The following is a 22462-nucleotide window of genomic DNA, read 5'->3' on the forward strand; positions in this document are numbered from 1 at the left end:
GGAAGGTCCGGTTCCCGCCGTTATGGGGCTAAGGGATTGTCATTCAGCGCCTCTAGGCGACGTTAGCCACACTTGGTTATGCGTACAGGCTGATGCTCAATCCGAATTAGGGTGGTACCACGGTTCTTTCGTCCCTTTAGGGAGAGAGGGCCTTTTTTTGTGTAAATATAACCATTTATAAGTTTATTAGCTTATAAAGAGCTTATATTTTACCGCGAAACGTTAGCTAGGCCTCCTAAGGATGGCTTTAGCCGTTACGCTTGCATGATTTAGGGATGATGATATGGAGGCGAAGAAAAATGAAGGAAAGATTGGAAGGACTGCGCGTTGAAGCATTGCAGGAGCTTCAGCATGTGGATACACCACAGCAGCTAAATGATTTGCGCGTTAAATATTTAGGTAAAAAAGGCGCTTTGACTGAAATTTTGCGCGGCATGGGTGGACTAAGCGCTGAAGAACGTCCAGTAATTGGTCAAGTAGCGAATGATGTTCGAGCAGCTATTGAAACGGTTATCGATGAGAAGCAGGATGCATTCCAGCAAGCTGAGACGAACAATAGACTCCTTGCAGAGACGCTGGATGTTACGCTGCCAGGCAAGCAATTGCCTACCGGCGCAGTGCATCCTTTAAACAAGGTTGCCCAAGAAATTGAAGATATTTTTATCGGTCTTGGCTATACAATTGCCGAGGGTCCAGAGGTTGAAGAGGATTATTACAACTTCGAGGCATTGAACTTGCCTAAGAACCATCCAGCCCGCGACATGCAGGATTCGTTCTATATTACGGATGATATCTTGATGCGTACGCAGACCTCCCCGGTTCAGGTTCGTACAATGAAAGCAATGAAGGGCCAAACGCCTGTAAAAGTCATTTGTCCGGGCAAAGTTTACCGCCGCGATGATGACGATGCGACACATTCATTCCAGTTCAATCAAATCGAAGGTCTTGTCATCGGCAAAAATATTCGGATGAGCGATTTGAAAGGAGCATTGCTGCAATTCGTTCAGCAAATGTTCGGCTCACAAGCGCAAATTAGACTTCGTCCAAGCTTCTTCCCATTCACGGAGCCAAGTGCTGAGGTTGATGTTACTTGCGTTCAGTGTGGCGGCAAAGGCTGCCGCATGTGCAAGCATACGGGCTGGCTTGAAATTCTTGGCTGCGGCATGGTGCATCCACGCGTTCTTGAAATGGGCGGTTACGATCCGGAAGAGGTCAGCGGCTTTGCATTCGGCATGGGCATTGAGCGTATCGCGTTGTTGAAATACGGCATTGACGATATTCGTCATTTCTATACGAACGATCTGAGGTTCTTAAGCCAATTCGCAAGAATGTAGCAATGAGAGAAGGGAAGAAAAGAGATGAATGTATCCTATAAATGGTTAAATGAATATATCGATTTGTCCGGCTTCACAGGACAGGAGCTTGCGGAGAAAATGACACGCGGCGGCATTGAAATCGATGTTGTGGAATCTCGCAATAAAGGCGTGACCGGCGTCGTAGTTGGTTATGTGAAATCGAAGGAAAAGCACCCGGACGCGGATAAGCTGAACGTGTGTAAGGTTGACGTTGGCACTGGCGAAGAGCTGCAAATCGTTTGCGGAGCCAAAAATGTCGATGCAGGCCAGCTTGTCCCAGTTGCAGTAATCGGTGCTGTATTGCCTGGCGATTTCAAAATTAAACGTGCAAAGCTTCGCGGCGTTGAATCCCAAGGGATGATTTGTTCGGCGAAGGAGCTTGGCTTGAATGAAAAGCTTCTGCCAAAAGAACAGCAGGAAGGCATTCTTGTTCTTCCAGCTACAACGAAAATCGGTGCGCCAATTGGCGATGTGCTTGGCATTAACGATGAGGTGCTCGAGCTTGATTTGACGCCAAACCGTTCAGACTGCCTCAGCATGATTGGTGTTGCTTATGAGATTGGAGCTTTAACTGGCCGTGAAGTTCGTCTGCCAAAGGCTGTTATAAATCATACAACCGTACGTGCGGATAGCCTTGCAACGGTCAGCATTAGTGCACCTGAGCATTGCTCGCATTATTCGGCTCGTTATATTAAAGGCGTAAAAATCGGTGAGTCCCCATTGTGGCTGCAAAACCGATTGATCGCTGCCGGCGTTCGTCCAATCAACAACGTTGTTGACGTTACAAACTTTGTTATGCTTGAATACGGCCAACCGCTTCATGCTTTTGATGCAGATCGTTTGCCTGGCGGCCGCATTGATGTTCGCCTTGCAAAAGCTGGCGAAACGCTTGTTACCTTGGATGATCAAGAGCGCAAGCTAGAGCCGCATATGCTCGTTATTACTGATGGCGAGCAGCCAATTGCCCTTGCAGGCGTAATGGGTGGAGCAAGCACCGAAGTTACAGGCGAGACGGTCAACATTTTGCTAGAATCAGCAAAATTTGATGGCGGCACCGTGCGCAAAACGTCACGTCAACTAGGACTTCGCTCGGAATCAAGCATTCGCTTTGAGAAAGAAGTAGATCCGGCGAGAGTTATTCCTGCGCTCGATCGTGCTGCTTCCCTTATCGCAGAGCTTGCTGAAGGTTTAGTTGCTGAAGGTATTGTAGAAGTGCATGCAGGTGAAGTGAAACCAGCCAAAGTGTCCGTTTCATTGGATAAAATTAATGGCTATCTGGGTACAGAGTTGTCCAGACTTGAAGTTCAGACGATATTTGGCCGTTTGCACTTTGAATATGAGCTGTCAGGCGACAATGTATTTACTGTAAATGTTCCTACACGCCGCGGTGATATTACGCGTGCAGTAGATCTAATCGAGGAAGTAGCTCGTTTGCACGGCTATGATGAAATTCCTACTACGCTCATTCACGGCGATGTTGTGCCAGGTTCGCTAACGAAGCCGCAAGCTATTCGCCGCGAGCTGCGCAAGCGCCTGTCAGATGCAGGTTTGCATGAGGTTGTCAGCTATTCCTTCACGGGACCTGAGCGGACGAAGTTATTCCCTGCACTGGCGGAGCATACGAATCCAATTCGCCTAGCCATGCCTATGAGCGAGGATCGCAGTGTTCTTCGTACGACGCTTATCGCACAGCTTTTGGAGACTGCGGCTTATAATCGCAATCGCAAAAATGAATCCGCAGCGATCTTTGAGATCGGCAGCGTATTCCATACCGATGAAGAGCAATTGACTCGTCTGCCTCATGAGAAGCATCGTTTTGCAGCTCTTCTGACTGGCAATCGTTCAGAAGCGGAGTGGAATACAAAAGCGGCTCAAGTTGATTTCTATGATGCAAAGGGCATTTTGGAAACGGTATTTGCCGTACTTGGCTTAACAGCCAGCGTATCATTCGAAGCGGCACAGCCTGAGCATTTCCATCCAGGAAGAACGGCTGCTGTTCTTCTTCACACGCCTAAAGGCAATGAAGTAATTGGTTATGTTGGCCAACTGCACCCTGCTCTTCAACTTGAGGAGGATCTAGCTGATACGTACGTGCTGGAAATTGGACTTGACCTCATCTATGAGCAAGCAGATGCGGCAATCGAATATAAAGTATTGCCCCGCTACCCGGCTATGCAGCGTGATATTGCAGTAGTCGTGGATCAAGAGGTTGCTGCTGCCAAGCTAACTGGCGTGGCATGGGACATTGCAAGCGAACTGCTTGAGTCTGTACGCGTCTTTGACGTATATACAGGAGAGAAGCTGGGAGCTGGCAAGAAGAGCGTGGCCATATCGCTTGTTTACCGTCATGGCGAGCGTACATTGACGGATGAAGAGGTAACAGAGCTGCATGGCAAGGTTGTTTTACAATTAGAACAATCTTTTGCAGCAGAATTACGCAAGTAGGCAGGAAACCTTCAAAGCCGCATCGAAATAGTTCCTAGTGAGCTATTGATGCGGCTTTTTTCCTTGTAAATATAAGGAATGATTGGTTTTTTCATAACGGTCATGTATTTATATTTGCTAGAGAAACGAAAGCAGTTCCTCTCTGGACGGCAACGGTTGAGAACGTAAACAACGTATGCCCCTGAAGGATGATGTCAGCCGTTTAAGCTAGCTCTACTTGTATATTAGGAGGATTCGCCTTAATGGATGCTGAACAAACGGTAGTTACGGTTGATATATATGGAATTCAATATAAGTTAAAGGGCCATACCAACGTAGAATATATGAAAAGGGTTGCAGCGGCGATTGACGAGAGCATGAAGAAGCTGGCGAAGGGGTATCCGCGTCTTGATATGCCGAAGCTGGCTGTCCTCTCTGCTGTGCAAATAACAGAGGAAGTATTTCGATTGCGCCGCGACAATACAAGACTTCTGGAGGAAGAAGCGAAGCTTAATCTCCTGATCAGAGAGCTGGAGCAAATGAGCGAGCAAGCGGTCTCGCTTAAAGCTGAGCTTGCTGAGACGAAGCGTATGGCAAGCGAGCAATTGCAAAAGGCTAAAGCGGCGGCAGAAGCAGAGCTGAACGAAATGCTGGCGCTTGCCGCTGAGCAAGCTTCAGCTCAGCAAGCGGCAGCAGCCGAGGCAATGAAGGTGCAAGAGGAGACGATCATCCGTCTTACACAAGAAAATGTGGAACGGATTACAGCGCTCAGAACGAAAAAGGATGAGCAATTTGCACAGCTCCAAGCTCGGAAGGATTCTGAGCTGAATGAGTTAAAGCGTATGATGGAAACGAAAATAGAAGAGCTTAGCAGCAAGAAGGCTGCTGAACTGGCAGAGCTTTCAAGCTTGAAGGAATTAGAACTGGCAGAGCTCGCAGGCCAGAAGGAAACAGAACTTGCAGAACTTGCAAATCTGAAGGAAACAGAACTTGCAGAGCTTGCAAGTCAGAAGGAATTAGAACTGGCAGAGCTTGCAAGTCTGAAGGAAACAGAACTTGCAGAACTTGCAAGTCTGAGGGAATTAGAGCTTGCAGAACTTGCAAATCAGAAGGAATTAGAGCTGGCAGAGCTTGCAAGTCAGAAGGAAGCAGAGCAAGCAGAGTTTGCCATGCTGAGAAAACAAAAGGATGCAGAACTGGCTGAATTGCGATTGTCCAAGGAAAATCAGCAGCTTGAATTGGAGCTGGAGAAGGAAGAACTGCGATTGGAGCTTGAACAAGTGAAGGCAGATGAACTGGCTTCACTTAGACAAGAAAAAGAAGCCCAATTAAATGCTTTAGCCTCGGAGCAAGAAGCGCTGCTTATAGCATTAAAGGCAGAGAAAGAGGCGCAGCTGACTGAGCTTGAAGGAAGCTGGCAGAGTAAATGGGATGAGCGAGAACTCAGCTGGTTAGCCCATGCAGAAACCTCGCAGCTAGAAATTGCCCGCCAGAGTGAAGAGCGTGAGCAGGCTTGGAAGGCAGAAGCCGTTAAAGCGGAACAAGCTTTTCGTGCTGATCTTGAGCGGCGTAGAAACGGCTGGCTGGAGGAGCGAGGCAAGCTGCAAACCCAAATTGCTGAGCTTCAAGAAGGCTGGAAGAAGGACAAGGAATTATTTGAAAATCGTATAAATTCAGCAGATGAGCTGCTCGTACAGGCAATGGAGCAGGAGGAATCCTTCCGCACATCATATGCTCAGCTGGAACAGGAGCTCCGTGAAAAAGAAAATGAATGGGAGCTGCTGCAAAGCGAGCTGAATGAAACACGCAGCAAGATCGAGGAGCTGCAGGAACAGAGCAGCCAGTCCTTAGCACAAATCCAAGAGCTGGAACAGAAGCTTGTTCATGAACGCAGTCATGTTTCCGCTGCGGATAAGCGGGCAACAGATTTGCAAACGCGATTGAAAGAAGCAGCGGAACGTGAGCAGCAGCAGGAACAGAAGCAGCTTGAGCTTGAAGAGGAGTTATTAAAGCTGCAGCTTGAGCTGGAAGAGCAAGAATTGATGAGTCAGAAGCAGACAGAAGAGCATAACAACCTGCTTCGGATTGAGCTTGAAAATCAGAAGGAATTGCTGGAAGAAGAGCATGAGCAGAAACTGCAAAAGCTTGAGGATGAGAAGCGTGAGCTTGCTAGGACGCTGCGCGAGGAGCATGAAGGGCAGCTGCGAATAGTCGAAGCCGACAATGACGAGCTGTTTAAGCAAATGACGGCAGAAAGCAATGAACGCTATGAGCAGTTGGCAGAAGAGAAGGATGCCAGGTACAAGGAGCTCGCAGCAAGCCATGAGGAACTGAATAAGAAGCTTGCTAGACAATATGAAGAGCAGCTGCAGCAGCAAGCAGAGCAACATGAAGAGCAGCTTCTAGAGCAGGCACTGCTATATGAGGAGCAAAGTAAACAGCTTGTCCTTGAATACGAGGAGCGGAGCAAGCAAAAAGCAGCTGAGCATGAAGCAAATAATAGAACATTGGCTTCGCTTCATGAAGAACAGCTGCTAGAGCAGGCTGTGCAGTACGAGGAGCAAAATAAGCAGCTGGCTCATGATTATAATGAGCAGGCAAAGCAAAAGGCAGCCGAGTATGAAGCTAGGCAGAATGAACTCGTTCAGAAATACGAAGAGAAGCTGCTTGAGCAAGCGATTCAATTTGAAGATGCTCAGAAGCAGCTGACAAATGATTTTGAAGCCAAGTCCAAAGCAGCGGCTGTCGAGCAAGCCGCACTTGCGGAGCAGCTCGTTGACCAGTATGAAGAGCGATATAATGAGCTTGCTGCCAAGCAGGATGAGGTTCGCAAGCAGATAGTGAATGAACGTGAAGCTCGCTTGCAGCAACTGGCAGCAGAGCATGACGAGCAATTGAAGCAGCTATCTGCGGATCAAGAGGAGCTGCTGCTGCTTCAGCAGCACGATTACGAGACTGCGATCGAGAAGCTGCAAGCGCAGCTGGACAAAATTGAGCAAATTGCGGCTTCTGCGGCAAACGGAGAACAGGTCTATAAGGCTGATTTGGAGAAACTGCAAATTAGAGAACAAGAGCTAACGGAGCAGTTGGAATGGACAGCAGCTCGAGAGCGCATTGCAGCTCAGCAGCTAGAAGCGGCTTCTGCCCGTGAACGTGAGCTCAGTGAGCGATTGCAGGCACAGCAGCAATATGCGGAACAGGTGGCTGCTGAGGTGAAGCAGTATGAGCTTGAGAAGAAGTCGCGTGAATCAGCGGAAGAGGAGCTGAGAGAGCGGCTAGAGCGAGCAATGCAGGAAGCAGCTGCCGCATCCGATTTGAAGGAAGAGCTGAGCGAGCATACGTCTAAGCTTGCAACAGAAAGAGATGAAGCAGCTCGTCAGGCTGCGCGATTAGCCAGTGAGCGTGATGAGGCGGCAAGCGCACTTGAGTCACTTGTCTATGAACGCGATGAAGCAGCTCGTTCTGCAGAGAGGCTAGCTGAGGATCACGCTGATCTGCAGGAGCAGCATCATAAGCTGAAAAATGAATATTCGAAGCTGCAAACCGAATACAACGAATGGATCGAGCTCATCGAGCACAGCTGATCCAGCGATAAGAACCAAGAAACCGCAGAAACAAACAAAGGCTATTGCCGACGTTTGTTTCTGCGGTTTCTTTTTAGAGATTAACCATAAGATACGATTGTGCCAGTTGGACCGCCGGCGGACAAGCTTGCTAGACGAATCAAGTCCGGTGTAACGATTGCAGGATCTTTGCCGGTCGCGTGCATTTCTGTACGAAGCATGCCGGGATTATAGAGGTTTGCAAGAATACCATGCTCATACTCCTCATCGGCTAAGGTGCGTGTCAACGACTCTAATCCTGCCTTGGCTGCGCTATATGCTGCATAGCCGCCTGCGCCGTTCCATGACAGGCCGGAGGTAATATTAATAATTCGTCCATATTTTGCTCTGCGCATAGTTGGTAAAACAGCCTTAGTCAGCAGAAATGGTCCTGTCAGATTGATCGCAATTTGATTTTGCCATTCTTCTGAGGTTAGTTCGAGCACGCTGCCTGATTCAAGAACAGCAGCATTGTTCAAAATAATATCGATATGCCCAAATTGCTGGACGACTGCTGAAATGGTGTCTTGGACTTGCTGCTCATCGGAGACATCTGTTTGCAGCACTAATGCATCTTTTCCCGTCTTTGCCTTTACAATCGAAGCAGTTTCCTCAAGCTTCGCAAGTCTTCTCCCAAGCAGCACAACATCTGCGCCTTCTGCTGCAAACGAGATTGAAGCTGCACGTCCAAGCCCTGTACCAGCTCCACTAACAATGGCGACTCGATTTTGTAAAATTCCCATCACCATTTCTCCTTTCGCTTTGCATATTGTTAATATTTTATCAGAGGGGACAAGGAGGGGAAAGAGGAAGGTCATCAAATTTTCTTACTCGATTGTTAAATAAAAATGATATATGCGATAAAAGAAAAATATATGTAGTTTGGCTGCGTGAATAGAGAAAAAAATGATATGATCCCCCAAATGCTCACTGCTTAGGTAAAAAATAAATATAACGGAAGTTTATCCTGCTTTAGCCTCTCTTCTCAGAGTAAAATAGAACAGGAATCAACAAAAAAACAGCAGAGCAGATTCATTCCATCCAGCTCGGCTGTTTTTAAGTTTTATTTATTTTCAGAAACGTTTATTCTACGACTAAAACAGCTTTCATTTCTCTATGCCCTGCTCCGCATGGAACGGAACAAATCATTTGATAACTTCCCGGCTCACTAATGTTTACAGCGATCGTGTCGCCATTTGAAAGCTTGTAGTCGGTTTTTTGGATCTGAACGCCATGAATGCCGTCAACCGAATCAAGCTTGAGATTAACCGTCTCGCCGGCTTTGATTTTATATTCCTTTTTGTCAAATTTCCAGTTAGATGCTGTCATGACAAGGTCAGATGAAGAAGCTCCGCTATCTGCTACTGTTGTATTTGTTTCTTTATTTTCGGGTTTGGCTGTGTTTGTGCCGCATGCAGCAATGACAACGACTAAACACATTGCGCTTGCAAATAATAACCATTTTTTCATTCGTAAAGCGTCCCCTTTCGATTATCCAATGTAATAGGAATGTTTTGGATTGTATCTATTGTACCTTAACCAGCTTTCAATTGCAGTGACGGTGTGATGACAAACTCATGAATTTCTTGTGAAATGATTAGGGGAAACGCGAAAATTTGGCAGTACGCAGCAATCAGCCCTTGACCGCCATTAAGGCAATCAAGGGCTGGTCTCACATAAAGCCTGCATTAATCGCGATCGCGTCTGCCTGCTTCATAGGGAGTGCTGACCGGAATGAACAGGTCGATGATCCCGATAACAAGAGCAGCTAAGATGGCGCCAAGCAAGGTTACAGTTACGCCGCCTACGATAAACTGAGCGATCCAGATAACAGCTGCGCTTGCGATGAAGCCGACGATTCCTCGGCCAAAGGGTGTAACCCGCTTGCCGAATATGCCTTCAATTACCCAGCCTAGTGCAGCAATGACAAGCGCTAAGAAAAAGGCGCTCCAAAATCCGCCTACGCTAAATTGTGGAACGATAAACCCAACAAGCATTAATACCAGCGCGGCTACGATAAACCGGACGACATGTCCCAAAAAAGACATTTTATAACCCTCCTTAAGTTTAACAAATGGAAAACAAAACTGGAGCTGTTTTGGTACTTGTGTAGCTTATAGTCGCCCACGTTCGCAGTTCTTTGTTATTTCCTTCCGTACAGTATTGCTAAAGTTGCGTCGTTAGACGGCTCGTTCGTTTATATTGTGACCAATTGAGCATCATTTATGTATGAAACAACGGTTCAGTTCGTGCATCAAAGTCGTGATTCGGCTATAATAGGAAGGCGAGAGGAGTGTTAATTGTTGGACACTAAAATTTTGAAGACACTTGAATATCCTAAAATCATACATAGATTGTCTCAGCATGCAGCAACATCGCTTGGGAAAACCATTGCTGAGTCGCTGCAGCCGGTTTCGGATCTGGAATCGGTAAAGCAGATTTTGCAAATTACCGACGAGGCCTACACAGCTGATCGTCTTAAAGGCAGTGCGCCATTTGGGGGAATTGTGGACATATCAGCGCCGCTTCACCGTGCCCGTATAGGCGGTACCCTTAATCCGGCTGAGCTTCTGGATATTGCGAATACCGCACGGGGCGGTAGACGTGTAAAACGGCATATCAGCGTTTTGCATGAAGATAATCCCATTCCAATGCTGCACCATATTGCAGATCAAATAAGTGAGCATAAGTCGCTTGAGGATGCGATTTTTGATTGCATCGATGACCAAGCGGAAGTGATGGACAGTGCTAGTGCTGAACTGGCCTCTATCCGGCGCGAGCTTAGAAATGGCGAATCACGGATTCGTGAGAAAATGGATCAAATGGTCCGTTCCTCGTCCGTTCAAAAAATGCTGCAGGACGCCATCGTAACACTTCGCAACGATAGATATGTTATTCCAGTGAAACAGGAATACCGTTCTCACTTTGGCGGAATCGTGCACGATCAGTCTGGTTCTGGCGCAACGTTGTTTATCGAACCGGAAGCCATAGTTGCAATGAACAATAAGCTTCGAGAGCTAAAGGCAGGCGAGCTGCGGGAAATTGAGAAAATTTTGCAGAAGCTAACTGCTTTGGCATCCGATTATGTAGAAGATCTTATTTATAACTTGGATTTGCTTGGTCAAATCGATTTTGCTTTTGCAAAGGCTCGGCTTGCTCATCTCATGAAGGCTACACAGCCGCGGATGAATGACCGAGGTTTTCTGAAAATAAAACGTGGACGCCATCCGCTAATTGCACCTGAGCAGGTTGTTCCACTCGATGTGGAGCTTGGCAATCAATACACTTCCATCATTGTAACGGGACCGAATACAGGCGGTAAAACGGTTTCCTTGAAAACCATCGGACTGCTTAGCCTTATGGCCATGTCAGGATTGTTTGTACCTGCTGAGGATGGCAGCCAGCTTTGTGTATTTGATGCTATCTACGCCGATATTGGTGATGAGCAGAGCATTGAACAAAGCCTCAGTACGTTTTCCAGCCATCTCAAAAACATCATTCGCATTTTAGGCTCCATGACATCAAAGAGCTTAGTGCTGCTTGATGAGCTTGGTGCAGGAACAGATCCAGCTGAAGGCTCGGCGCTTGCGATTGCCATATTGGAGCATGTTCATGCTATGGAAAGCCGTATTGTAGCAACTACGCACTACAGCGAGCTGAAAGCTTATGCTTATAATCGCAAGGGAGTCATTAACGCCAGCATGGAGTTTGATGTTGCTACTTTAAGCCCTACGTACCGTCTGCTTGTTGGTGTTCCTGGCCGAAGCAATGCATTTGCTATCGCCGAGCGTTTAGGACTTGCTCGTTCGATTATTGAGCATGCAAGAGGAGAAGTAAGCGAAGAGGATCAACGGGTTGAAAATATGATCGCCTCCCTTGAAGAGAACCGGTTAGGCGCTGAAACGGAACGTCAAACGGCAGAGTCGCTCCGCCGTGAGATGGAGACGCTGCGCGCGCGCCATGAGGCAGAGAGTTTGCGCTTTGAAGAGCAGAAAGAAAAGCTGATGCAGAAGGCGCAAGATGAGGCTCGCGAGGCTGTCCTCAAAGCCAAACGCGAGGCAGAACAAATTATTGCGGATTTGCGCAAGCTTGCAATGGAGGAGGGTGCCTCCGTCAAGGAGCATAAGCTCATTGAGGCACGCCGCAAGCTTGATGAAGCGGCTCCCGAGCTTCAGAAATCGAAGCGGGGAGCTTCCAAGACAGCAACGAAGCAGGTTAAGATTGAAGCTGGCGACGAAGTAACCGTTTATAGCTTAAATCAGAAGGGCACGGTTGTGGAAATTCATGGTTCCGATGCTACAGTGCAGCTGGGCATTATGAAGATGAAGGTTGCGCTGGATGATTTGGAGCTGCGAAGCTCTGGAGCTGCCGCTAGTAAGACACAACAGCCGAAGCAAGCAGCCAGCTTGCAGCGCACCAGAGAAGAAAATATTAAGATGGAGCTCGATCTTCGCGGAGAAAATCTGGAAGAAGCAATCCTTGAGGTTGACCGTTTTCTTGATGAGGCCTTTTTATCAGGCTTAGCTCAGGTTGCTATTATTCATGGTAAAGGCACTGGTGTGCTTCGTACTGGAATACAGCAATATTTGCGTAGACACAGCCATGCGAAGAGCTTTCGACTCGGCAATTATGGCGAGGGCGGCGTTGGCGTGACGGTTGTGGAGCTTAAATAGCTCCTAGCCATTGCGCAATCGAATACGGCAGATGATGGAGGGGTCTTGTAAATGAGTAATGAAGTCGATCAGTTGCTGAGCAATCCGTATGCTGCTTCACTTGTTTATGTATCGGTTGCGGTGCTGTCTCTCATCGTTTTTTTATCGTGCTTTGAGCTCGTAACCAAATATAAATGCTGGACGGAGATAAAAAAGGGAAACGTTGCTGTTGCTATGGCGACAAGCGGTAAAATATTCGGTATTTGTAATATTTTCAGGTTTTCCATCGAGTCCAACGATTCGGTGTATCAAAGCCTTATTTGGGGTGCGTTCGGTTTCGTCATACTTATGGCAGCATATTTTTTATTCGAATTTCTAACGCCTGTTTTTCGAATCGATGACGAAATCGCTCGTGATAACCGTGCGGTAGGGCTTATTGCAATGATCATTTCTGTATCTTTATCTTACGTGATTGGTGCAACTGTCATTATATAAACGGGGTGAAACCATATGAAATATTTATGGAGAATACTAGCGGTTGTCGCTGTTTTGTTTTTTGTTTTCGGTATCGTATATTTAATGAATCATTAGAGGGGAAGTTATGAGCATGGATGAGCATTTGATATGTCCTTGGTGTTTAACGGAAATTGTATGGGATGAAGAAATTGGGCCGGAATCGCATTGTCCGCATTGCGACAATGAATTAAGCGCATATCGTACGATAGAGCTTGGTTATGATGAGGATGAAGTGGAAGCTGATGAGCATGAAAAAGCTGTTCAGGCGCTAAAAATCAATGATGCTCGCAGAGCAGCAAAGCAAAATGGCGAGGAACCTGAAGACGATTGGTCAGACGATGAACTGGAGGAAGAAGCGGAAGAAGACGATTCCGATGATCCGAACCATAAACGTTGGCTAGCTCAGGGTGATGGTTTCCGCAATGCTGACAGTGCACGATTTGCTGTGGAAGAAACGGTTCAGCGTGTGCTTGATGATCAGGATGAAGTACCTGAATGCCCGGCATGTCGGGCGTATATGATCGAAGCAGGCGTACAGACAATTGATGGGCAGCAATTCGAGTCTAGAATCGCTCCATCTTTAGGAAAAGCGGTGCTCGAAACTCCTTTTCAATTGACCTTGTACGTTTGTCCCGTTTGCTATCAAACCTCGTCCTTGCTGAGTTCAGGCGACCGCGAGCAAATGATCAATCGTCTAACACCGGAAGAATAACAAACAACTGGCAATAATGGACGGGCATGGGCTGCATCCAAAAAGGGAATCTTACAAAACGTAATTCTGATACGTAAAGGGCTAGACATGTGAATGCATGAACTGGCCTGCGGCAGGAGGAATCGTTTTGGCAAAAACCTTAAATGGACAAGCAGCCCTTTTACTTATTGTGCAGGCGCTTTACGGTATTGCGAACGCGCTGTCTGGGACGTTTGTTCCCGTATACTTATGGAAAGCAAGCCAATCTTATATGTTGATCGGTTGGTTCACTATGGGTCAATATGTAATGAGTGGTTTAACCTTTTGGGTTGTTGGGAAATGGGTAAAAGAGCATAACAAAATGAATAGTTTGCGCATAGGCATTATTTTGTCAGGCGTGTTTTATTGTTCAGTACTGCTGCTGGGTACACAAGCGAAAGTATATTATTTGCCGCTTGGCCTTTTAAATGGGATGGCACTCGGTTTTTTTTGGGTCGCATTTAATGTAGTTTATTTCGAAGTGACAGATCCAGATAATCGGGATCGTTTCAATGGCTGGTCGGGGCTGCTTGGTTCTGCGGCAGGTATCGTGGCGCCGTGGGTATCAGGCTTGCTTATCACGTCGATGCAAGGAGAAAAGGGATATAGGCTTATTTTCACCCTTTCATTAATCATATTTTCTATAAGTGTAGTGCTCAGCTTTTGGCTTAAAAAACGCCATGGTCAAGGCCGCTATAATTGGAAGCATGGCTTCCAGCAGCTGATGCAAAAAGGAAATCCGTGGCGTCGCATGTTTCCAGCTATTGCAGCGCAGGGCGTGCGAGAAGGCGTATTTATGTTTCTTGTTGGCCTTACGGTATACGTAGCTACGCAAAACGAAAGCAAGCTAGGAACGTATTCACTCATTACATCCTTAGTTGCTTTAATCAGCTTCTGGATTGTTGGCAAAAAGCTCAAAAAAAACAATCGCAAATGGGCGATGCTCATAGGCGTTATCATGATTGGAATCGTTATATTGCCGCTGTTCTGGAAGGTCTCTTATGCTACATTGCTTATGTTCGGAATCGGAACATCACTGTTTATGCCGCTTTATATTATACCTATGACCTCAAGAGTATTTGACCTCATTGGCCAGTCCGAGGAAAGTGCGCGGGAACGAGAGGAATTTATCGTCCTTCGTGAAGCGGGATTAGTTTTTGGCAGGATTATCGGCTTATCGTCATATTTAATCGTTTTGCCGCTGAATCATTCTGCTGTCGCCATTACTTGGCTCTTGTTTGCGGTTGGCATCGTGCCGATTGCTGGTTGGTGGTTCATGAAGCCGTTTCTTACAGAGCAGCAAGCACAAACCTAAATAGAAAGGAAGTGAAGGAATGCCGAAAGTAGTTGCAGACATTACGCAATTAATTGGGAATACGCCTGTCGTAAGGCTAAACCGTCTTCCAGAGGAAGGCAGCGCCGAAGTATGCGTTAAGCTGGAACGCTTCAACCCAAGCGGCAGCGTAAAGGATCGCGCAGCCTTCTCTCTTATTAATGATGCCGAGAAGCGCGGTTTGATTAAGCCTGGTGATACCATTATTGAACCAACTAGCGGCAATACAGGCATAGGCCTAGCCATGAACGCAGCAGCTAGAGGTTACAACATAATATTAGTTATGCCGGACAACATGACTGCTGAGCGGATTAAACTGCTGCAAGCATACGGAGCGGAAGTTGTGCTTACGCCTGCTGCTGAACGCATGCCGGGAGCAATTCGAAAAGCGGAGGAGCTTCGGGCTGAGCGCCCGGGCAGCTACATACCGAATCAATTCGAGAATCATGCGAATCCGCGGATTCACCGAATGACGACTGCGATAGAAATTATCGAGCAAACAGATGGCAAGCTAGACGCTTTCGTTGCTACCGCAGGTACAGGCGGCACGATCACAGGAACAGGCGAAGCGCTAAAGGAAGTGCTCCCTCATTTGTATGTAGCGGTAGTAGAGCCGCAAGGGTCACCGGTGCTGTCAGGAGGAAAGCCAGGTCCGCATAAGCTTGTCGGTACTAGTCCTGGTTTCGTGCCCGCTATTCTTAATACATCGATTTATGATGAAATCATTCAAGTTTCAGATGAGCATGCTCTAACGACAATGAGAGCGTTAGCGACGCAAGAGGGTTTGCTGCTAGGACCTTCCTCAGGCGCTTCGGTATGGGCAGCGATGCAAATTGCAAAACGTCTTGGTGCTGGGAAGCGAGTGCTGTGCATTGCTCCAGATACTGGAGAGCGGTATATGAGCATGGATATTTTTTGATCAGCATACGGGAGTGGTTTATAACCATTCCCGTAATGATTGCTGCAATATATTGCGTCTTTCATCAATATAGTTATGAATAAAGGCTGGTTCTGCTAAAAAGGTGTCATAGCTCACCTTTCGCGTATAATCGCTGCGAATAGCCGGAGATAACTGTGCATGCATCTGCGAAATGACGGGTTCCAGCTTCTCCACAGTAAATGCGGATAACAGCAGTTTCTTTATGATCGCTCTATATTTTCGTCTGCACGATGGGAATGTAAATAGCTTCTCTGTCAGCGTATTGTAGCCCTGAAGACGGACGAGATCGCTGCCGCAAGGCTTTCCGTAACAGTTTCTTCCCCAGGTTCCCTCGTAATCCCATGGAATGATTCGATATTTCCCACTTTTGCTATGCTCATAAAGCGCATAGTTTTGATCAAATCCATCGTAATTTCCAGTCAATACAGCTCCGGCAAGCCATAATAAATATTGTGATACATCAAGGCGTTTGGCATTATGCTCATTCAGTTTACTGCCAGACAAACGATTGATATTTCGAACGAACGATACGAGCCTCTTTTTTGTCCCCGTCTTTCCCAGCTTCAATTCATAACCATCAAATAACGAAGCTTTCGTACCTTTAGAGACAGGGTCCGTTAAGCTGAAGTCGGCACTGTCATTGACGGCATAGAGAAGAGAACGGCAGCCAATGCCCCTTTTTTCGAAAAAAAGTTGATCTACCGCTTCGATTTCCAAATAAACGCCTCGAGGCACGTCATTTATTATGAGCCAGAAGTGGTTGGTTTGAGGGGATGGCACACCAATTTTATTGAAAAAGTAAAAGGAAAGTGCGTTCCGCATCATGGATGGATCGTCATATTCCGCATTCCAATGAAATGTTTTGCCATTTTCAAGCCGAACTTCATAAGATTTTTTGGAATAATTACGTGTATGTCCTCCCCGCAAGCCAAACTCTGCAGTATAGGTTTGTCCCTCCATCTCGAGCTGTGCCGGTTTGAAGGAACGCCCCCAAGCATCGCTTTGTATCTCTTGGAAATCAGAAGCATTCATGCGTATGGAACGTGTCGGCAAGACTTCAGCAACCATCTAACCATCTCCCGAAGCAAAAGATAAAGCCTACCGTTACACGATAGGCGTTTTGATCTTAATACTCTATTCAGCTAATGCCCAGATGGTCACGATTATTTGGTCATGAATGTTTTCAATCCTAATGATCACAATGGAAAGCTTCCATATCTGAACCAGTAGAGTTCAAAATCTATAATTATACTACTCTATTATTTATAGGGGAATTGCTCAATCTCTCATAAATAGATAGCAATCTAGTACCACTTCCATACGGTATACATATTAATATATTACATTTCGTAACTCATGATAGATGGAGTGAATGGGAAAAGGAGGATGCAAAGCAACAGAGTAATGAATGGGAAGTGAATAGGTCGTAAGGGCGTATTTGAAGACAGTCTTAGAACAACAAACTATGAAATTATCGGAGGGATTTTTTTATGAGTCTATGGTACAACAATGGTTATTCAGCTGGTCAATCTGTTGCTAGTTATAACAATAGCCACAAAAGCAACAAGAGTGGAAACAAGGATCATAACTTTCTTCAAAGCTTGGTAGGAAAAAACGTAAAAGTTAATCGCGGCGGACCGGACTCACTTCAAGGCAAGCTCCACTCTGTAAAAAGCGACTATCTTGTTTTAAACACAAATGAAGGTGTCGTTTATATCGCAGACAGCCATGTTAAGAGTGTTACTGAGGGAGGTGCCAGCAATTCAAGCGGAGGCAACAAAAGTGGATCTGGCAACAGAAGCGGAAGTCGCAGCACAGAAGTTATTCGTGCAAACAATTTCAATGGTGTTATTCGTGCAATGAATCAAACCTTTGTACAGCTTAATTCCGGCGGACCTGAGAAAGTTGAAGGTTTCATTGCTCAAGCAGGCAGCAACTCAATCCTGCTCGTTTCCGGTAAAGAAGCTATGCAAATCCAGAACTTCCACATCAAATCAATTAAAGCAGCGGGAAGCAACAAATCTGGCGGAAACAACAATAACAAAAACAACAATAACAGCAAAAACGAAAACAAAAGCAACAGCAAAAACGAAAACAAAAGCGACAGCAAAAACAACAATAAAAACAAAACACAAGGCAATCGCAGCGGTGGAAAAAGCAATGCAAATGCGGCTGCCGTAAAAACAACTCGCAGTTCAGTAAAAAAATCATAATGGCCTGTCGGGCAAAAGGTAGAGCTTTTGCCCGATTACGCGATCTATCCGGATGAAAGGAGGTTAATTGCATGAAAAACCGTCATCCGCTGTTGGATAAGCAGGTCGAATTGGAGATTTCAGGGAAAGTAGCGCCTATACGAGGTAAATTGATCGAGTTTGGTCAGGATATATTAGTGCTGCATAATGGAACACAATTTTTGTATATCCCGCTTATTCATCTGCAGCAGCTTCGTCTTTCAACTCGTAAAGAAGAAGCAGAAGAAATATATGAAGTACCGGAAATGCCTTTCGAGCCTTATAATGAGCCCGTCTCGTACCGAAAAATATTAATGAATGCGAAAGGTATGTTCTCTGAGATTTATATTACAGGTAATCAGTCTATTCATGGTTATTTGACCACCGTTATGAATGATTTTTTCGTCTTCTATTCTCCCGTTTATCATACGGTGATCATCTCTCTCCACCATATGAAATATTTAATTCCGTACAGTCCTAACGTAACACCATACACGTTAACACCGGAACAATTCCCTCTAAAGCCATCCCCGCTAACCCTTGCAAGAACTTTTGATCAACAGCTTCGTAAATTAATCGGCGAATTCGTCGTGCTTGATCTCGGCGAGAATTCAAATAAAATCGGCGTTCTGAAAAATGTCGATCAAAGCATGATTGAGCTTGCGACTGTAAGTGGAAACCCCGTTTTTTTACATTTTGATCATGTGAAGACGGTTCATATTCCGTAGGAAAGAAGACTATGCTCTTAGCCAGTAGACGGCTTAAGCATAGTTTTTTTTGTTCTCTTTAAATAAAAGATTGACAGGATGCATTTAGATACATAGATCTGGAAACATTATCTTTGGAAGGAAGTGACAAGATTATGAAAGTGAAACCATTTGGGATTTTACCCTCTATGTTAATGATGGTTTTGTCTGTTGGACTTGTAAATCATGTTCTGGTTGTACCGCTGCTGCTTGATGCTGCTAAGCGCGATGCATGGATTTCTGTTATTTTTGGCCTTGTAATCGTCCTTCCTTGGGTTTTGTTTCCTTTTTATGGAATATTAAAGCGAATGGATGGAACTCCGTTTGATCAATGGCTCATACAGCTTATGCCGCGGTTTTTGGCTTGGATAATTATTAGTATTTTTCTGCTGGTACAGCTGAGTATTGCTTTTGAATCACTTATTATTACAGCTTCGTGGACTGCGACAACCTATTTGCCCAATACGCCCTCCATGGTGGTTTGTACTGTTTTTTTAGGTCTTTGTATGTTTGCATCAGTCTCAGGGCTGCGGACCATTGCTTATGTTAGCTGTATATTATTGCCGATCGTTGTACTGTTAGGCGATTTTGTCATGTCTGCGAACATGCCTCACAAGGATTATCACTATTTGCTGCCTATGCTCGAGAATGGGATGAGCCCGGTCATGAAAGGCATTTATTATGTGTTGACTTCGTCTTGCGAGTTTTTTGGGTTCATGTTCATCCAGCATCATATCCATGGAAAATTTAAAAGATGGCATTTCATCGTGCTTGTTTTGTTCTTATCGCTGCTGACACTTGGTCCGGTAATGGGCGCGATTGTAGAATTCGGCCCTGTTGAAGCTGATAAAATGCGGTACCCTGCTTTTTCGCAATGGAGACTGGTCTCCATCGGGAAATATTTTGAGCATGTTGATTTTTTTGCAATTTTTCAGTGGATGTCAGGCGCACTTATTCGTCTATCGATATCCATTCACATTTTGTCAGAATTTTGGCCGCTGCGCCGTTTAAAACAGAAGTGGATATCACCTACTGTGCTCGGCGTGATCATTTTGGTCATCTCGGGCGCTGGCATCAAAAATATGCTTCAGGTAAGGACGGCATTACATGCTGCATTTCAGTACACCGGCATTGTCGTCATGCTCTTAACGATCGTAATTTGGATCGTGTCTATGTTTAGAAAAAAACAGGGTGATAAAAAAAGAACAGCCATTATCGGCTCGGAGGAGGCAGAGCAGTTATGATTCATGACGAGCATAATAGTGAGATCGATCAAAACGATATTTCGTTGGATCAGTTAAAACACATATTGAAGGATTGTCATGATGTTATTGAATATAATCTGACACTCGACGTTGACGGTCCAATGGAAGTGACATTGATTTATTGCGATGGATTAATCGACAACCAACAATTGCAGCTAGGCTTATTGCCGTTATTGGAGAAATGGGCGGAGCAATTCAGAACGGTGCCAGACGCAGATACAGGTGAAAAACATAAGCCCAGCATGTTATTTAGTAAAATTCAGTCTGGGGATCTTGACAGCAACGTATTTGCCCGCCTATTTGCAGGCAGTGTCATATTGTCCTTTGCTAAATTCGAAGGATTGTTTGAATTTGACATCGCTAATCAGCCTGGAAGGACACCAGAGGAGTCGGTGCTTGAAGTATCGATTCGAGGACCGCGCGACGGGTTCGTCGAACAGCTTTCAACGAATGTTGCATTAGTCCGCATGAGGCTAAAAACACCAGATATGCATGTAGAGTATCGAAAAATCGGCTCCGAGTCCTTAACGGAGGTCGCTTTGCTTCATATGGAGGGCAAGGCCGATCCCAAGCTTGTTAAAGAAGCTAGAAGGAGACTGGACAATATCGATATTCCGGCTCTAGTAGGAGGAAGTCAACTGGAGGAGCTTTTATCCGACCGCCGCTTATCTTTATTTCCACTCGTTGAATTTGTAGGACGGCCTGATTATGTCGTTCAATCCTTGCTGCAAGGCAAGGTAGCAATATTGCTCCATGGGTCGCCATCTGCACTTATTGCTCCAGGAAACTTATTGCTGCTCATCAAATCACCAGAGGACGCACATTTACCCTTTTATTATGTTTCATTAGAACGTTTGTTAAGGCTCGTAGGACTCGTATTAGCTATTTGTTTGCCAGGTTTTTGGATAGCGCTGTCAGCATTCAACACGGATCAGATTCCATTTACGCTGCTAGCAACCGTTACGATGTCGCGAATCGGATTGCCGCTGTCGGCAACGATGGAAATGTTTCTGATGCTGACCATGTTCGAGCTGTTCAGGGAAGCCGGTGTAAGACTTCCAAGGGCAGTAGGCCAAACCGTTTCTGTTGTAGGCGGATTGATCGTTGGAGATGCAGCCATCCGTGCGGGCATGACATCGCCAACGATGCTCGTAATGGCCGCGGTAACGGCGGTATCAACCTTTACTCTCGTGAATCAGTCATTAAGCGGCTCCGTAAGCATCATCCGTTACCTTGTCCTTATCTGCTCATCTGTGCTGGGCATTTTCGGTTTTTTTGTCGGCTCCTTTGCGGTACTTATCTATTTGTGCACGTTAGAATCATTTGGACGCTCTTACTTATACCCGGTTGCACCTATGCGCTTAAAAGAGCTGCTGCCAGCGCTTATACAAATGCCATGGAAGCTTAAGAGTACGAGGAGGAATAAATGATGCTCTTTGCATGGATTACAAAGCAGGGAACACAGCTTAGAAAGTGTGCGGCACTGGCAGGCATCGTGTTTATGTCGTTGCTGCTGCAAGGCTGCTGGGATGAAGTTAACTTGGCGGATGTGAGCTATATATCCGCATTTGGCATCGACTATAAGGACGGACAATACGATATTTATGCCCAAACGATTAAATTTGGCCTAATTGCAAAAACAGAATCGCTTCAGCCTGATCCAAATCCGGTTTGGATCGGAAAAGGGTCGGGAGATACCGTATTGCTAGCTCTAAATGACTTGGCTCGCTCTGGCCAAACGATTTTGAGCTTGGAGCATTTAAAAACCGTGATCGTACAGGAGAGAGCGATGAGCAAAATCGCTGACATCATGGACGGGGTGAATCGTCAGCGGGCATCGCGGTATACGTCGCTGCTTTTCGGAACCAAAGCTCCGATTGAAAAAATTTTTACTAGCGATACTTTTTTTGATCAATCACCGCTTAACAGCATTATGTATATGCCGGGCCCTCTCGACAGCCAGAGAAGCTTCATTCGTCCTTATTCCTTGCAGCTGGCGGTACAGACGCTGAATGAACCCTCCATGGTCACTACTCTCCCTGCTTTGAATGCAAATGAAGAATACTGGAAAAGAAAGAAACAACCGCTGCAAATCCAGTTAATCGAAGGGATATTTATATTTAAAGATCTTAAATATCTCGGTTATCTTACGGAGCCTGAAGCCACAGGGCTAAGATGGGCAGATCCTGAATTCAAGCATTTTCTGCTCAAAGCGCAAGGGGAAAAAGGGAAAGCGGCAATCGCTGTCGTTTCATCCAGAGGGAGTGTGGATGTGAGTTTTAAAGGTGACAAGCCCATTTTCACATTAAAGATGCGAGTAGACGGGAATGTCGCAGAAATGGATGGCGTTATACAGGAACATGAAATTGTTTCGTCAGTTAAAGCGCGGATTAAGCAGGAGATGGAAGATACGTTCCGCAAGGGGCTGGAGAAGAAAGTTAGTTTCTTTCAACTGGAGCATCATCTGTACCGTTACCATCAAGCTTATTGGCAGCAAGCATGCAAAAGTAAGGAGTGGCTGCCAAAGCCCGATCAGTTAATTATAGAGGTGGATTTCCAATTAATTCACACCGGCAATTTCGATTTAAATATTGACACATAAATAAAGGAAATTTAGCTCATAATACGTTTGGCACGAAATAAATGGATCAAATCGTAATTTTGGACC

Annotated in this window: 17 protein-coding genes; 13 read left to right on the forward strand and 4 right to left on the reverse strand. The window is 45.8% G+C overall.

Features of this window, described 5'->3' with window-relative positions; all coding sequences use genetic code 11:
* Positions 1 to 299 precede the first annotated feature (299 nt).
* The 3 genes from pheS to AC1DM9_RS25915 all read left to right on the forward strand — a co-directional run bounded on the left by pheS (position 300) and on the right by AC1DM9_RS25915 (position 7363).
* Complete coding sequence (pheS, locus tag AC1DM9_RS25905) at positions 300 to 1334, forward strand: phenylalanine--tRNA ligase subunit alpha (RefSeq protein WP_339207691.1); 1035 nt, start codon at positions 300 to 302, stop codon at positions 1332 to 1334.
* 24 nt (positions 1335 to 1358) lie between these two features.
* A complete protein-coding gene (gene pheT, locus AC1DM9_RS25910) occupies positions 1359 to 3800 on the forward strand; it encodes a phenylalanine--tRNA ligase subunit beta (protein ID WP_441879021.1) in 2442 nt (813 codons plus the stop codon).
* Positions 3801 to 4042: 242 nt separating this feature from the next.
* Positions 4043 to 7363 carry a hypothetical protein gene (locus AC1DM9_RS25915; protein WP_477582969.1) on the forward strand — a complete coding sequence of 1107 codons (3321 nt, stop codon included), beginning with the start codon at positions 4043 to 4045 and terminating at the stop codon, positions 7361 to 7363.
* Between the two features lie 80 nt (positions 7364 to 7443).
* On the opposite strand, the gene AC1DM9_RS25920 is transcribed toward AC1DM9_RS25915, so the two are convergent.
* The 3 genes from AC1DM9_RS25920 to AC1DM9_RS25930 all read right to left on the reverse strand — a co-directional run bounded on the left by AC1DM9_RS25920 (position 7444) and on the right by AC1DM9_RS25930 (position 9429).
* Entirely contained in the window at positions 7444 to 8124 is a 681-nt protein-coding gene (locus AC1DM9_RS25920) for an SDR family NAD(P)-dependent oxidoreductase (RefSeq protein WP_339207694.1), read from the reverse strand.
* Between the two features lie 340 nt (positions 8125 to 8464).
* On the reverse strand, positions 8465 to 8851 hold the full coding sequence (locus AC1DM9_RS25925) for a cytochrome C oxidase subunit II (RefSeq protein ID WP_339207695.1): 387 nt from the start codon (positions 8849 to 8851) through the stop codon (positions 8465 to 8467).
* Positions 8852 to 9069: 218 nt separating this feature from the next.
* Positions 9070 to 9429, reverse strand: coding sequence for a phage holin family protein (locus tag AC1DM9_RS25930; RefSeq protein ID WP_076267892.1), 360 nt, complete (start codon positions 9427 to 9429; stop codon positions 9070 to 9072).
* A 255-nt stretch (positions 9430 to 9684) separates the two neighbouring features.
* Here AC1DM9_RS25930 and AC1DM9_RS25935 point away from each other — a divergent pair, with 255 nt between their 5' ends.
* The 5 genes from AC1DM9_RS25935 (at position 9685) to cysK (ending at position 15531) form a co-directional block, all read left to right on the forward strand.
* Complete coding sequence (locus tag AC1DM9_RS25935; RefSeq protein ID WP_339207696.1) at positions 9685 to 12054, forward strand: endonuclease MutS2; 2370 nt, start codon at positions 9685 to 9687, stop codon at positions 12052 to 12054.
* A gap of 51 nt (positions 12055 to 12105) precedes the next feature.
* Positions 12106 to 12528 carry a DUF350 domain-containing protein gene (locus tag AC1DM9_RS25940; protein WP_076267890.1) on the forward strand — a complete coding sequence of 141 codons (423 nt, stop codon included), beginning with the start codon at positions 12106 to 12108 and terminating at the stop codon, positions 12526 to 12528.
* Between the two features lie 112 nt (positions 12529 to 12640).
* Positions 12641 to 13261, forward strand: a complete 621-nt coding sequence (locus AC1DM9_RS25945; protein ID WP_144376747.1) for a hypothetical protein — start codon at positions 12641 to 12643, stop codon at positions 13259 to 13261.
* 127 nt (positions 13262 to 13388) lie between these two features.
* On the forward strand, positions 13389 to 14594 hold the full coding sequence (locus tag AC1DM9_RS25950; RefSeq protein ID WP_339207698.1) for an MFS transporter: 1206 nt from the start codon (positions 13389 to 13391) through the stop codon (positions 14592 to 14594).
* 19 nt (positions 14595 to 14613) lie between these two features.
* Positions 14614 to 15531, forward strand: a complete 918-nt coding sequence (gene cysK / locus AC1DM9_RS25955; protein WP_477509351.1) for a cysteine synthase A — start codon at positions 14614 to 14616, stop codon at positions 15529 to 15531.
* 18 nt (positions 15532 to 15549) lie between these two features.
* Here cysK and AC1DM9_RS25960 read toward each other — a convergent pair whose 3' ends face one another.
* On the reverse strand, positions 15550 to 16620 hold the full coding sequence (locus tag AC1DM9_RS25960; RefSeq protein ID WP_477582972.1) for a CotH kinase family protein: 1071 nt from the start codon (positions 16618 to 16620) through the stop codon (positions 15550 to 15552).
* A gap of 422 nt (positions 16621 to 17042) precedes the next feature.
* Here AC1DM9_RS25960 and AC1DM9_RS25965 point away from each other — a divergent pair, with 422 nt between their 5' ends.
* The 5 genes from AC1DM9_RS25965 to AC1DM9_RS25985 all read left to right on the forward strand — a co-directional run bounded on the left by AC1DM9_RS25965 (position 17043) and on the right by AC1DM9_RS25985 (position 22396).
* Complete coding sequence (locus tag AC1DM9_RS25965; protein WP_477509349.1) at positions 17043 to 17765, forward strand: DUF6897 domain-containing protein; 723 nt, start codon at positions 17043 to 17045, stop codon at positions 17763 to 17765.
* Positions 17766 to 17836: 71 nt separating this feature from the next.
* Complete coding sequence (locus AC1DM9_RS25970) at positions 17837 to 18511, forward strand: DUF2642 domain-containing protein (RefSeq protein ID WP_441879009.1); 675 nt, start codon at positions 17837 to 17839, stop codon at positions 18509 to 18511.
* A 134-nt stretch (positions 18512 to 18645) separates the two neighbouring features.
* A complete protein-coding gene (locus tag AC1DM9_RS25975; protein ID WP_477509348.1) occupies positions 18646 to 19773 on the forward strand; it encodes a GerAB/ArcD/ProY family transporter in 1128 nt (375 codons plus the stop codon).
* The gene (locus tag AC1DM9_RS25980) at positions 19770 to 21224 is read left to right on the forward strand and encodes a spore germination protein (protein WP_477509347.1); all 1455 of its coding nucleotides are present in this window, start codon (positions 19770 to 19772) and stop codon (positions 21222 to 21224) included. The genes AC1DM9_RS25975 and AC1DM9_RS25980 overlap by 4 nt, the downstream gene beginning before the upstream one ends.
* Entirely contained in the window at positions 21221 to 22396 is a 1176-nt protein-coding gene (locus tag AC1DM9_RS25985) for a Ger(x)C family spore germination protein (protein WP_477509346.1), read from the forward strand. Before AC1DM9_RS25980 ends, AC1DM9_RS25985 begins: the two co-directional genes overlap by 4 nt.
* Positions 22397 to 22462: the final 66 nt, after the last annotated feature.

The sequence above is a fragment of the Paenibacillus sp. 01T431 genome, assembly GCF_056398625.1.